Raw genomic sequence first — 13118 nt, 5'->3', positions numbered from 1 at the left:
GCGCCGGAATTCAGTCCCTATGCGTTCGGGTTCTTTGCAAGTTGCCACACGCCGTCCTCATCCGGTTCCACGCGCTTGTTGCCGCGGTAGAAGATCGGCAGTCTCGTCTTCTTGTCGATCGAGAAACGGCTCGGCGTGTATTTTTCGTCCTCATGGCCCTGAATGGCGAGGCCGAGCGCTTCCTTGAATTTGCCAGCCCTGCACAGGTTGGTGAAGAGAGTTTGATCCATTTTTTGCTCCGGCATTCTTTTCCATCCCATGGATTGCCTGCCAGCCTCGGCTGACCGGGTCAATCGCAGCCGTTTACAACGAAGATTCGGCGATGGGAACGGGATGACGCAGGAGCGGGCTTTTGTTTTCGTGATGATCGCCCCTATATCAGGAACATTCTTCCTGCGATTCCCTTCCGGAGCTCCTCATGTCTTCCTACGACTACGACCTCTTCGTCATCGGTGGCGGTTCCGGAGGCGTGCGCGGCGCGCGTGTCGCCGCCTCGCTCGGCAAGAAGGTGGCGATCGCCGAGGAATACCGCTACGGCGGCACATGCGTGATCCGCGGCTGCGTGCCGAAGAAGCTCTTCGTCTACGCCTCGCAGTTCCATGAGCATTTCGAGGATGCCGCGGGCTTCGGCTGGACGGTCGGCGAAAGCAGCTTCGACTGGAAGAAGCTGGTGGCGGCCAAGGATGTTGAAATCGCCCGTCTGGAGGGCCTCTACAAGAAAGGTCTCGCCGGCGCCAATGCCGAAATCCTGGAAACGCGCGCAGAGCTCGTCGATGCCCATACGGTCCGGCTGCTGAAGACTGGACAGACGGTGACGGCCAAGACGATCGTGATCGCCACCGGCGGACGGCCGAACCCGCATGCAGCCCTTCCCGGTCACGAACTCTGCATCTCCTCCAACGAGGCCTTTCATCTCGAAGAGCTGCCGACATCGATCGTCATCGCCGGCGGCGGCTATATTGCCGTCGAGTTCGCCAATATCTTCCATGGCCTCGGCGTCGAGACGACGCTGATCTATCGCGGCGCCGAGATCCTGTCGCGCTTCGACGAGGATCTGAGACGCGGGCTGCACGAGGCTATGGTCGCCAAGGGTATCCGCATCCTTTGTCACGACACGCTGCAGAAGGTTTCGAAGGGTGAGGACGGGCTCATTCTGGAGACGCTGAATAACGGCACGTTGCAGGCCGGCGTCGTCATGCTGGCGCTCGGGCGCGATCCGAACACCGAAGGCCTTGGCCTTGAGGCGGCCGGCGTCGCCGTCGACGAACGCGGCGCCGTTATCGTCGATGAATATTCCCGCACCAATGTTGAAAACATCTATGCGCTCGGTGATGTCACCAGCCGGGTACAGCTGACGCCGGTGGCGATCCACGAGGCGATGTGCTTCATCGAGACCGAATACAAGAACAATCCGACCCGGCCGGACTACGAGCTGATCCCAACCGCCGTCTTCTCGCAGCCGGAGATCGGCACTGTCGGCCTCTCGGAAGAGGATGCGGGCAAACGTTACGGCGAGCTCGAGGTTTACCGCGCCCAGTTCCGGCCGCTGAAGGCCACGCTTTCCGGCCGAGCCGAGCGGATGATCATGAAGTTGATCGTCGATGCGGCGAGCCGCAAGGTGGTGGGCGCCCATATCCTCGGCCACGACGCCGGCGAGATGGCGCAGTTGCTGGGCATCACACTGAAGGCCGGCTGCACCAAGGACGATTTCGACCGCACCATGGCGCTGCATCCGACCGCCGCCGAAGAGCTCGTGACCATGTATGCGCCGAGCTATCGGATCCGCGACGGCAAGCGGCTTTGAGCCGCGACGGGCTTTAGCTCTTTGTTTTATCTATCTCGTTGACCCGGAACCGCTGCACACTTCCGGGCAACATGTATTAGAGCGCCGTGCGTCCCTTCGGACGCACAAGGGACGCTCTAACTTTTTGAATCTACGCATCGTGCTTTCCGAAAATCGATTCTGATTTTCGGGCCGATGCGCTAGCTGGTGATGCGCGGCGCCCGGATGACCTTGAGGAAAAGCGCCTTCATCGCATCGGTGATACCTTCGGTCGGCGTTACTTCGAAATAGAAGCCGGGCGAGGCGCATGCCTGCATCTTCGTCGGGACCTCGCTCTGGAAGGGCTTGATCCATGTATTGTACCAATCGTTGCTCGGCAACGGCAGGTAGGTGGTGTAGAGCACGGCGATCTTGACGCCGCGGTCCTTCAGCGGTTTGCAGAAAGAGGTGTCGATCGGTTCCTGACAGCGGCCGCCAGTCGTCTTCTTAGTGCATCCCGACGGCTTGTAGCTGTCGCCGACGCCGTCGGAAACGAAGAACAGGATCTTTTCGGGGCTGATATTCGACGTGCCGTCACCGGCCGGATCGATGATGGTATTCATCTGCGTCAGCGCGCTATCGAAGCTCGTGAGCTGGTCCTGGTTGTAGTTCTGGTAGGGAATGGTCATCAGGTCGACGGCGTCGGTGTAATTCTTCACCTTCGTCAGGTCGGAGGTGGGGCTAGAGATCGTCGTCAGCTTGGCGTCTTCGGCTTTGATGCCGAAAGTATAGACGCCCATGCGGAACTGGTCGCTGCTGACGCGTTCGGTCTTGGCCGTATCGGTCAACGCCTGGGTTGCCTGGCGCACGACGTCGATGCGCATGGCGACGCCGAGGCTCTTGGCGATGGTGTAGTTGTTGGTGCTCTGGTCCATCTGATGGCAGGCAAAGGCGCAGCCTGTTTTGGCCTGCAGCTTGGAAACATCGGTCGCGGTTGCGCCGACGCCCATGGAAGGCGTGTTGTCGAGCAGGATGTAGAAATCCATGAAGGCGGCGGTTTGATACTCGGCCGTCGCCGAGCCTGAGATCGTGATCGAGTCCCGGCCGAGGATGCGCATGAAGGTGGTGGGCACGGTCGCGCTGAAGGAAACCTGTGAATTCAGCTTGTTGGCGGTCTTGATGACGTCGATGCCGAGATCGACATGAACGTCGGTCAGCTCCCCGGACATTTGAGACATGAAAATGCTGCGGGCGTCGTCTTTGCCGAGCGAGATCGTGCCGTTGCCGCTCATGGTCATGGCGGCTGCGACCGCGCCGGATTTCTCGGCGATCGAACCGACGGCGGCAGCATCGGCGGCGGCGTAAAGCTGTGTCCTCAGGCTGAGCGCATGGGCGAAATCCACCGCCATGCCGGCCGCACCGAAGAGCGGTACGACCAGCAGCGCCGTCATGATGCCAAAATTGCCCGAGCGGTCCGATATGAAACCGGGCGGAAGGATCGCCATGCCATGTCCCCGATGTTGAAACTCTTTGCGGTTCTACATTGAAAGTCTAAAATATGGGGAAATCGACATGGTATATGCGGGTTTAACCAGACAACGGCGGGGCGGCGGTAGTGAGGCGACAACTGTCGGCGATTGGTCTTTGCAAGCCTGACCTAAAGGTCTATAAGCCGCCGCATATTGAGGGCATCCTGAGGTATGGATGTGAGAACAGGTGAGTGAGATGGCAGAGAATTGGACCCCGAGCAGCTGGCGGCAAAAACCGATCCTGCAGGTTCCCGAATATCCCGACGCAGCCGCTTTGGCGGCAACGGAAGCCACGCTTGCCAGCTATCCGCCGCTTGTCTTTGCAGGTGAGGCGCGCCGCCTGAAGAAACATCTCGCCAATGTCGCCGAAGGCAACGGCTTCCTGCTGCAGGGCGGCGACTGCGCCGAGAGCTTCGCCGAGCACGGCGCCGACAATATCCGCGACTTCTTCCGCGCCTTCCTGCAGATGGCCGTCGTGCTGACTTTTGGCGCGCAGCTGCCGGTCGTGAAGGTTGGTCGCATTGCCGGCCAGTTCGCCAAGCCGCGTTCGTCGAATGTCGAGAAGCAGGGCGACGTGACGCTGCCGGCCTATCGCGGCGACATCATCAACGGCATCGAATTCACCGAGGAGTCGCGCATTCCGAACCCGGAACGCCAGGCCATGGCCTACCGCCAGTCGGCCGCGACGCTGAACCTTCTGCGCGCCTTTGCGATGGGCGGCTACGCCAATCTCGAAAACGTGCATCAGTGGATGCTCGGCTTCGTCAAGGACAGCCCGCAGGGCGAGCGCTACCGCAAGCTTGCCGATCGCATCAGCGAAACCATGGATTTCATGAAGGCGATCGGGATCACCTCGGAAAACCAGCCGGCGCTGCGCGAGACCGATTTCTTCACCAGCCACGAGGCGCTGCTGCTCGGCTATGAGGAGGCGCTGACCCGCGTCGATTCCACGTCGGGCGACTGGTATGCAACGTCGGGCCACATGATCTGGATCGGCGACCGTACGCGCCAGGCCGACCATGCGCATGTCGAATATTGCCGCGGCATCAAGAACCCGATCGGCCTGAAATGCGGCCCGTCGCTGCAGGCTGACGACCTGCTGCAACTGATCGACATCCTGAATCCTGCCAACGAGGCCGGGCGCCTGACGCTGATCTGCCGCTTCGGCCACGAAAAGGTCGCCGACAGCCTGCCGAAGCTCATTCGCGCCGTCGAGCGCGAGGGCCGCAAGGTCGTTTGGTCCTGCGATCCGATGCACGGCAACACGATCACGCTCAACAACTACAAGACCCGTCCCTTCGAGCGGATCCTGTCGGAAGTCGAAAGCTTCTTCCAGATCCACCGCGCCGAAGGCTCTCATCCCGGCGGCATCCATATCGAGATGACCGGCAAGGACGTGACCGAGTGCACCGGCGGCGCCCGCGCGGTCTCTGCAGAAGACCTGCAGGACCGCTACCACACCCATTGCGATCCGCGCCTCAACGCCGACCAGGCGCTCGAGCTGGCCTTCCTGCTTGCCGAGCGCATGAAGGGCGGCCGCGACGAAAAGCGCATGGTCGCGAACGGCTGAGATCAGCCTAAAATGAATGAAGAAAAGCCCGGTTCGCCGGGCTTTTTATTGACAGGCCTCGCTCTTTTCTCGACGTCATTCTCGGCCTTGTGCCGAAGATCTGCTGTGCCGGCTGCAGATGCTCGGGACAAGCCCGAGCATGACGAAAGAGGAGTTGGTCGACTTGTTAGCAGCCCGGCGGACCGCCGGGCTTTTGTTATCGTGCACCCGCACCAGCCGCTCAGATGCTGGCCTGAACGCTGTGCAGATTGGCGTAGACGCCGTCTTGCGCCATGAGCTCGTCATGTGTGCCCTGTTCGACAATACCATCGGCCGTCAGGACCAGGATGCGGTCGGCATGGCGGACGGTGGACAGACGGTGGGCGATGACCAGGGTTGTTCGGCCGTTCGCCAGGCTGAGCAGCGCCTGCTGCACCGCCCGTTCGCTCTCGTTGTCGAGCGCGCTGGTCGCTTCGTCGAAGATCAGGATCTCCGGATTCTTGAGGAAGGCGCGGGCGATGGTGATGCGTTGGCGTTGGCCGCCCGAGAGCTTGACGCCGCGTTGGCCGATATCGGTGTCATAGCCATGTGGCAGGGCGATGATGAAGTCGTGCGCATTGGCGGCGCGCGCGGCCACTTCCAGCTCGGCATCGCTGGCGTCGGGCCGGCCGTAGCGCAGGTTTTCCGCCACCGTACCGGCAAACAGGTAGACATCCTGCTGCACCACCCCGACATGGCGCCGGAGCGAGGCCAGCGTCACATCGCGGATGTCTATGCCATCGATCCGGATCGCCCCGGCCTCGACATCGTAGAAGCGCGGTATCAGCGCGCAAAGYGTGCTCTTGCCGACCCCTGACGGGCCGACCAGGGCGACGAACTCCCCGGGAGCGATGGTGAGCGACAGCTGCTCGAGCACCCGCGGGCCATCGGCCTCGTAACCGAAGGCGACGTTGGAAAAGCTGATCTCGCCCCTTGGTGCCGGCATCGGCCGCGCCGCCGGCCGATCGGTGATATCGGGAGCGATCTCCAGGATCTCCATGGCCCTGACGAAGCCGGTATAACCCTCCTGCCAGAGGCGCACGAAATTCGCCAGCCGCTGCACGGGATCGACCAGCACGGCGATGCAGAGCAGGAAGGTCAGCATATCAGGCACGGTCAGTTCCGCCGCCAGGATGCGCAGGCCGCCGACGATAATCACCAATATGGTGACGAGCTGGGCGAAGGTTTCGGTGCCGACCGAAAACCAGGCTTCGCTCCGATAGCCCTCGGCGCGGCTTTGCAGGAAGCGCCGGTTCTGCTCGGCGAAGCGTTCCTTCTCCAGCGCCTCGTTGGCAAAGGACTGGACGACGCGGATGCCCGCAAGAGCGTCCTCCACCCGCTCGTTGACGGCGGCGATCTGCCGCTTGCTGGCTTCGAGCGCGCGGTTCATGCGCCGGTTGAAATAGAGCGCATAGGCGACCGCCGCCGGTGTGAGCAGCAGGATGAGAGCCGCCAATGGCGGATCGATGAAGAACAGTACCAGCATGGCGCCGCCGTATTTGAGTACGGCGATGGAAAGATCCTCGGGGCCATGATGAAAGAGCTCGCCCAGCCACAGACTGTCATTGGTGATGCGGCTCATCAGCTGGCCGGTGCGCTGGCGGTCGTAGAAGCTGAACGAGAGCTTCTGGCAGTGCTCGAAGAGTTCCTGCCGCACCGTCGCTTCGATGCGCGCACCCATCACATGGCCGCGATAATCGACGAAGAAGATGGCGACGATCTGGACCGCCAGAACGGCCAGCATGACGCCGCCCATGGCAAGGATGTGTGCGAAGGCCTGCGGCGCGTCGGGCAGAGCCAGAAGGCGGCTCGTGACGATGTTGGCGCAGAGCGGCAGGGCGACCGCCGTGCCGGCCACCAGGATGGCGCAAAGCAGATCCGCCAGCAGCAAAGGCAGGTGCGGACGATAGTAGGAGAGGAATTTGCGCATACGCGACCAGCGCCGCTCGCGGTCGGCGGCATTCGCATCGTCGCGGAAGAATTTCAGGAAGGGGTTATGGCGTCGCGAGTTTTTCCTCGCGCGGGAGAACCGAATGTTCATGAAGCTGAATGTCCTTGTGGGGGATGTTTCCTTTCTGTTCGGACAGGGTCGCTCTCATGTCAGTCTCCCGGGGGTTGAATAAATTTGACCTGCAGTATCGCCGACAACAGCCGGCGATTCAATGCCGGGATGAGATGAGGTTGGCGGCTGTTGTTGTCGAGCAACAGGTGCCAAGCATGCATAAGGCCGGCAATTTTCAAGATTTCTGATGATTTCGTTGAACGGAATGGATTTGACGCCGCGGGCGATCGGCGGCAACGTCCCGTCATAAACGGGAGGGCGACCATGACCGAACGGCATACAGGTGGCTGCCTTTGCGGCGCCGTGCGATTTTCAACGACGGCGAAGCCAGGGCCTGTCGTCGGCTGCCATTGCTCGCAGTGCCGCCGGCAGACCGGGTTTTATTACGCCGCGGTCAACGTGGCCCGCGCGGCTCTTTCGGTTGATGGCACCGAGGCGGTCCGCTGGTACCGGTCGAGCGAAGAGGCGCAGCGCGGCTTCTGCTCGAATTGCGGCTCCGCGCTGTTCTGGCAGGCGGACGGATCGGCGGAGATTTCGGTCATGGCCGGCGCCTTTGACACGCCGAGCGGCCTTGCCTTCGGCCATCATATCTACTGCGCCGACAAGGGCGATTTCTACGAAATATCAGATGGCCTACCGCAATATGACGGGAATCCCCCCTCGTCATCCTCGCTGGCCCCGTGATTGACAAGGGTTGATCGCCGAGGCTAGGTTTACCGTGCTGCGTAGGGCGCTTCGTCGAATGTCGAAAGGGCAATGCCCGCCTACAATGTATCAACAGTTGCGCCCATGCCGAATCTCGAAAACCTCAAAAAGCAGGCCAAGCAGTATTTGCGATGGCACCGCGAAAGATACTATCCGGTTGCAGCCGAGATCAGAGCTGCGTTGCCGCGTTTCCGTCATCTCGATGACAGCCAGGTGCTGGAGGCGCGCTTCAAGCTTAGCGACGCGCAGGACCTGATCGCACGTCAAATGGGTTTCGAGGGATGGCAGGCGCTCAAGACAGGAGCCGCAGCCATGACAGATCCGAAAAAACAGCCCGCACCACAAGCCATCCTGAGTTCGCTATCCGCGCAGTTGTTCGTCACCGATATCAAGGCGTCGTGCGAATTCTTCACCGGCAAGCTCGGCTTCAGGGTCGACTTCGTCTATGGCGACCCGCCGTTTTACGGACAGGTCATCCGCGACAATGCTCAACTCGCTCTGAGGCTGGTATGCGAGCCCGTGTTCGTCGGCGATATCAGGCAACGGGAGCATCTGCTTTCAGCCTCGATCACCGTCGATACATCAGACGAGATCAAGCGCCTGTTCCTGGATTTCCAGGCCGCAGGCGTATCCTTCCATCAGCCCCTCAGGAAGGAGCCGTGGGGCGCCAGAAACTTCATCGTGCTAGATCCGGACGGAAATCTCATCCTGTTTGCCGGTCCGGGCGGCTGATCGTCGCGCAATAAGCGCTGCCTCAGCTTCTGGCGGAAAGTTCGGCGCTGAGGCGGGCCACGTCCTCGCGCAGCCCCGTCAACTCGGTCAGTACGTGCATGTCGATCTTCTGGTGCAGGGAGAGTACTTCGAGCTCGGCCTTGAGATTGACCTCGTAATCCTTGGCGGCCTCGAAGCGGTCACGCTCGGCCTGGCGGTTCTGCGACATCATGATGATCGGCGCCTGGATGGCGGCGAGCATCGACAGGATCAGGTTCAGGAAGACGAAGGGATAGGGATCGAAGGCGCCGGTCATCAGAATGATGGTGTTGATGACAGTCCAGGCGATGAGGAAAACGAAGAAGGCGATGATGAAGGACCAAGAGCCGCCGATGCGGGCGATGCTGTCGGCGACACGTTCGCCGAAGGAGGCCTCGGCCGAGAAGGCGGCGTTGACGTCGGTCGAGATGATCTTGCGCTCGTGCGTTTTCGCCAGCACGCGCTTTTCGATGTCGCCGAGTTCATCGGCCGGCTTGTCGAAATGAAGATGCACGAAATTCGAAAGATTATACATGGCCTGTTTCCGATGCCGGTTATCACTTCGGCGCCAGTATTCCGCTCCGCCGGTAAATTGCAATGCGTATCGGTGCCGCGCGGCGCGATGTGCAATCCGTTCATAAAAATTTCGTCACCGCCAAGCGTCGCTTTTGGCGCCAACATGTTGCGGTTGCGAAAGGTGCAGGCTAAATAAATGACATGACACAGGAAAACGCCCTTTCTGATATCTTCCGCATCGCCATCGGCCAGCTCAACCCGACGGTCGGCGATGTCGCCGGCAATCTTGCCAAAGCGCGCGAGGCGCGCGCCGATGCTGCCCGGGAGGGCGCGCATCTGCTCGTCCTGACCGAGCTTTTCATCTCCGGCTATCCGCCTGAAGATCTGGTGCTGAAGCCCGCCTTCATCCGTACCTGCTGGAAGGCGGTCGAGAGCTTGGCGGCCGAGACCGCGGATGGCGGGCCGGGCGTCATCATCGGCTTTCCACGGCAGGACGAGACCGGGCGCTACAATTCCGTCGCCGTGCTCGATGGCGGCAAGGTGATTGCGGTGCGCGACAAGATCGACCTGCCGAATTACGGCGAGTTCGACGAGAAGCGCGTCTTCGATCAAGGCGCCATGCCGGGGCCGGTGAATTTCCGCGGCGTGCGCGTCGGCATTCCGATCTGCGAGGATATCTGGGGCGATCTCGGCGTTTGCGAGACGCTGGCCGAAAGCGGGGCCGAAATCCTGCTGTCGCCGAACGGTTCGCCCTATTATCGCGGCAAGGTCGATATCCGCCATCAGGTGGTGCTGAAGCAGGTGATCGAGACCGGCCTGCCGCTGATCTATGCCGCCCAGCTCGGCGGCCAGGACGAACTGGTCTTCGACGGGGCGAGCTTCGCCTTCAATGCCGACAAGTCGCTCGCGTTCCAGATGAGCCAGTTCGAAACCGCGCTGGCGGTGACGACATGGAAGCGCGGCGAAGGCGGCTGGCACTGCGCCGAAGGGCCCATGGCGCATATCCCTGAAAGCGAGGAGGCCGATTACCGCGCCTGCCTGCTCGGCTTCCGCGACTACGTCAACAAGAACGGCTTCAAAACAGTGGTGCTCGGCCTTTCCGGCGGCATCGATTCTGCGATCTGCGCAGCAATCGCGGTCGATGCGCTCGGCGAGGAGCGGGTGCGCACCGTCATGCTGCCCTATCGATACACCTCCGAGGATTCGCTGAAGGATGCGGCCGACTGTGCGAAGGCGCTCGGCTGCCGCTACGACATCGTGCCGATCGAGCAGCCGGTGACGGGCTTCAGCAGCGCGCTCGCCAGCCTTTTCGAAGGTACGGATAGCGGCATCACCGAGGAGAACCTGCAGAGCCGGGCGCGCGGCGTCATTCTGATGGCGATCTCCAACAAGTTTGGCTCGATGGTGGTGACGACGGGCAACAAGTCGGAAATGTCGGTCGGCTACGCCACGCTCTACGGCGACATGAACGGCGGATTCAATCCGATCAAGGACCTGTACAAGATGCAGGTCTATGCGATTTCCCGCTGGCGTAACGAAAACGTGCCGCCGGATGCGCTGGGACCTTCCGGCGAGGTGATCCCGCAGAATATCATCGACAAGGCGCCCTCGGCCGAGCTGCGTCCCGACCAGAAGGACCAGGATTCGCTGCCGCCCTATCCCGTGCTCGACGATATTCTCGAATGCCTTGTCGAGAAGGAGATGGCGGTCGAAGAGATCGTCGCGCGCGGCCATGACGTGGCGACCGTCCACCGGGTCGAGCATCTGCTCTATCTCGCCGAATACAAGCGCCGGCAATCGGCGCCGGGTGTTAAGATCACCAAGAAGAACTTTGGCCGCGACCGGCGTTATCCGATCACCAACCGCTTCAGGGATCGCTGACGCAATCGAGATCGCTGACGGCGGCAATTCAAAGTGTTCCAGCGTCCTTTACGCGTCTGAAAGACGCGCGGTGCAGTAGGATTTTCGGGAGGAAACATGCGCAGCTCGGTTGAGATCTACAATGTCGGGACGGGCAGGGCCCGCGAGGTCTGGCAGACGGACAGGCTGGTGGAGGCCCCGAACTTTTCGCCGGATGGTTCCTACCTTCTGTTGAACGGCGACGGGCTGCTCTATCGCCTGCCGCTCGATGGCGGCGAAGTGGTCAAGGTCGATACAGGCTTTGCCGTCAACTGCAACAATGATCACGGCATTTCGCCTGATGGGACTGAGATTGTCATCTCCGACAAGACCGAATTCGGCAAGTCCGCGATCTATATCCTGCCGATCGAAGGCGGCACGCCGCGGCTTATCACCCAGAACCTGCCATCCTACTGGCATGGCTGGTCGCCGGACGGGCGCCAGCTTGCCTATTGTGGCATCCGCGACGACCTCTTCGATATCTACACCATCTCCGTCGATGGCGGCGCCGAAACGCGGCTGACGCATGGCGAGGGACGCAATGACGGACCGGATTATTCCGCCGACGGCCAATGGATCTATTTCAATTCCAGCCGCACCGGGCTGATGCAGATCTGGCGCATCCATCCCGATGGCACCGGGCTCGAGCAGGTGACCTCGGACAATCAGGGCAATTGGTTCGCCCATCCGTCGCCTACGAATGACAAGGTGCTGATCCTGTCCTATGACCCTTCGGTGTTCGACCATCCGCGCGATCTCGACGTGCGGCTGCGGCTGATGGACATGGACGGTGGCAATCTGAAGACGCTGTTCGAGCTCTTTGGAGGGCAGGGCACGATCAACGTGCCCTGCTGGTCTCCTGATGGCAAAGAATTCGCCTATGTCCGCTATTTTCCGGCCGACTAAACGCGGGTCCGGCACCGCTCGCGGGCGGATGTCGCCAGGTCTTCCAGCACGGCGACCGACATATCCCAGTCGATGCAGCCATCGGTGATGGACTGGCCGTAGACCAGCGGCTTGCCGGGAACGAGGTCCTGGCGGCCGGCGACGAGGTTGCTTTCGATCATCATGCCCTTGATGTCGCCGTTTCCGGCGGCAATCTGCGCGGCCACGGATCTGACGACGAGCGGCTGGTTCATCGGGTCCTTGCCGCTATTGGCATGGCTGGCATCGATGAGGATGCGTGGGGCGACGCCGAGCCTGACGGCTTCGACGGTAACCGCTTCGACGTCGGCCGCTTCATAGTTCGGCCGCTTGCCGCCGCGCAGGATGATGTGGCAATCCTCATTGCCTGTCGTCGAGGCGATTGCCGCCTGTCCGTCCTTCGTCACCGCCGGGAAGTGATGCGGCTGCGAGGCGGCGAGGATGGCGTCGAGCGCGACGCGCACGCCGCCGTCGGTGCCGTTTTTGAAGCCGATCGGGCAGGAGAGGCCGGAGGCGAGCTGCCGGTGGATCTGGCTTTCGGTCGTGCGTGCGCCGATCGCACCCCAACTGACGAGATCGGCAATATATTGCGGCGTGATCGTGTCGAGGAATTCGCAGCCGGCCGGAAGGCCCATGGCATTGATATCGAGCAGCAGGCGTCTCGCAATCCTCAACCCTTCCTCGATGCGGTAGCTGCCGTCGAGATGCGGGTCGTTGATGAGGCCCTTCCAGCCGACGGTCGTGCGGGGCTTTTCGAAGTAGACGCGCATGACGATCTCGAGATCGCCGGCGAAGCGGCGGCGCTGTTCCGCCAGCCGTTCGGCATATTCGCGGGCGGCGACGGGATCGTGGATGGAGCAGGGGCCGATGACGACGATCAGCCGGTCGTCTTCGCCCCGGAGAATTTTGTGGACCGCATTGCGGTTGCTGGTCACGGTCTTGCTGACATCAGCATTGCGGGGAATTTCCGCGATGATATCGGCGGGTTTGGTCAGCGGGGTGATTTCGACAATACGCAGATCATCAATGGTATCAGACACGGTATGGCTCCTGTTTGGTCATACCCGCGCGGAACAAAAAAGCCGCCAGGTAGACTAGCGGCTATTCGGGTTGTCGTCGCGTCGAATTCAGTTACGCATGGACCCGCATCCGCTGAGAGTAGCGGTACCAATAAAATCGCGAGGCGTAGATTGATGTGATCGACATGAGGCGTATGTAGTGTCACAGCCACGCGTTGTCACGTAGAATTTGCAGCCTGAAGATCCGGCGCTCCCCGAGATGGCAACGGCTTCTGCGGAAGGTACACCCCCGGCGAGGCAAGAAGCACGTCGCACTCGATCTCGTGCATGCGACGCGCTCTAGGCTTTGTTTAAACCTGTCGCC

Annotated in this window: 11 protein-coding genes; 6 read left to right on the top strand and 5 right to left on the bottom strand. The window is 61.3% G+C overall.

Translation table 11 applies throughout. The annotated features are described in order from the left end of the window. Window positions 1–17 precede the first annotated feature (17 nt). Window positions 18–230: a hypothetical protein gene (locus AC1ECN_RS17480; RefSeq protein ID WP_026170920.1), complete on the bottom strand. Its 213-nt coding sequence runs from the start codon at window positions 228–230 to the stop codon at window positions 18–20. Window positions 231–418: 188 nt separating this feature from the next. On the opposite strand from AC1ECN_RS17480, the gene gor reads away from it, so the two are divergent. Continuing rightward, window positions 419–1804, top strand: a complete 1386-nt coding sequence (gene gor, locus AC1ECN_RS17475; protein WP_130672671.1) for a glutathione-disulfide reductase — start codon at window positions 419–421, stop codon at window positions 1802–1804. Window positions 1805–1983: 179 nt separating this feature from the next. Here the strand turns inward: gor and AC1ECN_RS17470 are convergent, their stop codons facing one another. Continuing rightward, window positions 1984–3267 (bottom strand): pilus assembly protein TadG-related protein, encoded by a 1284-nt coding sequence (locus AC1ECN_RS17470; protein ID WP_130672670.1) that lies wholly within the window; start codon window positions 3265–3267, stop codon window positions 1984–1986. A 220-nt stretch (window positions 3268–3487) separates the two neighbouring features. On the opposite strand from AC1ECN_RS17470, the gene AC1ECN_RS17465 reads away from it, so the two are divergent. Continuing rightward, on the top strand, window positions 3488–4861 hold the full coding sequence (locus tag AC1ECN_RS17465; protein WP_018072343.1) for a class II 3-deoxy-7-phosphoheptulonate synthase: 1374 nt from the start codon (window positions 3488–3490) through the stop codon (window positions 4859–4861). Window positions 4862–5081: 220 nt separating this feature from the next. Here AC1ECN_RS17465 and AC1ECN_RS17460 read toward each other — a convergent pair whose 3' ends face one another. Further along, entirely contained in the window at window positions 5082–6920 is a 1839-nt protein-coding gene (locus AC1ECN_RS17460; protein WP_130655664.1) for an ABC transporter ATP-binding protein, read from the bottom strand. Window positions 6921–7205: 285 nt separating this feature from the next. On the opposite strand from AC1ECN_RS17460, the gene AC1ECN_RS17455 reads away from it, so the two are divergent. Continuing rightward, window positions 7206–7625: a GFA family protein gene (locus AC1ECN_RS17455; RefSeq protein ID WP_018072340.1), complete on the top strand. Its 420-nt coding sequence runs from the start codon at window positions 7206–7208 to the stop codon at window positions 7623–7625. Window positions 7626–7730: 105 nt separating this feature from the next. Then, on the top strand, window positions 7731–8378 hold the full coding sequence (locus tag AC1ECN_RS17450) for a VOC family protein (protein ID WP_105008164.1): 648 nt from the start codon (window positions 7731–7733) through the stop codon (window positions 8376–8378). Between the two features lie 22 nt (window positions 8379–8400). Here the strand turns inward: AC1ECN_RS17450 and AC1ECN_RS17445 are convergent, their stop codons facing one another. Beyond that, window positions 8401–8931: a DUF1003 domain-containing protein gene (locus AC1ECN_RS17445; RefSeq protein WP_018072339.1), complete on the bottom strand. Its 531-nt coding sequence runs from the start codon at window positions 8929–8931 to the stop codon at window positions 8401–8403. A gap of 182 nt (window positions 8932–9113) precedes the next feature. On the opposite strand from AC1ECN_RS17445, the gene AC1ECN_RS17440 reads away from it, so the two are divergent. Then, on the top strand, window positions 9114–10793 hold the full coding sequence (locus AC1ECN_RS17440) for an NAD+ synthase (RefSeq protein ID WP_018072338.1): 1680 nt from the start codon (window positions 9114–9116) through the stop codon (window positions 10791–10793). Between the two features lie 96 nt (window positions 10794–10889). Beyond that, window positions 10890–11717 (top strand): TolB family protein, encoded by an 828-nt coding sequence (locus AC1ECN_RS17435; RefSeq protein ID WP_024321866.1) that lies wholly within the window; start codon window positions 10890–10892, stop codon window positions 11715–11717. On the opposite strand, the gene AC1ECN_RS17430 is transcribed toward AC1ECN_RS17435, so the two are convergent. Next, window positions 11714–12775, bottom strand: a complete 1062-nt coding sequence (locus AC1ECN_RS17430) for a 3-deoxy-7-phosphoheptulonate synthase (protein ID WP_130672669.1) — start codon at window positions 12773–12775, stop codon at window positions 11714–11716. The two genes, AC1ECN_RS17435 and AC1ECN_RS17430, sit on opposite strands and share 4 nt — an antisense overlap. Between the last annotated feature and the right edge of the window lie 343 nt (window positions 12776–13118).

This window comes from Rhizobium sp. 01N447_2, assembly GCF_056399245.1.
Note: the sequence above shows the minus strand (reverse complement) of the source record. Positions and strands in the feature narration are given on the sequence as shown.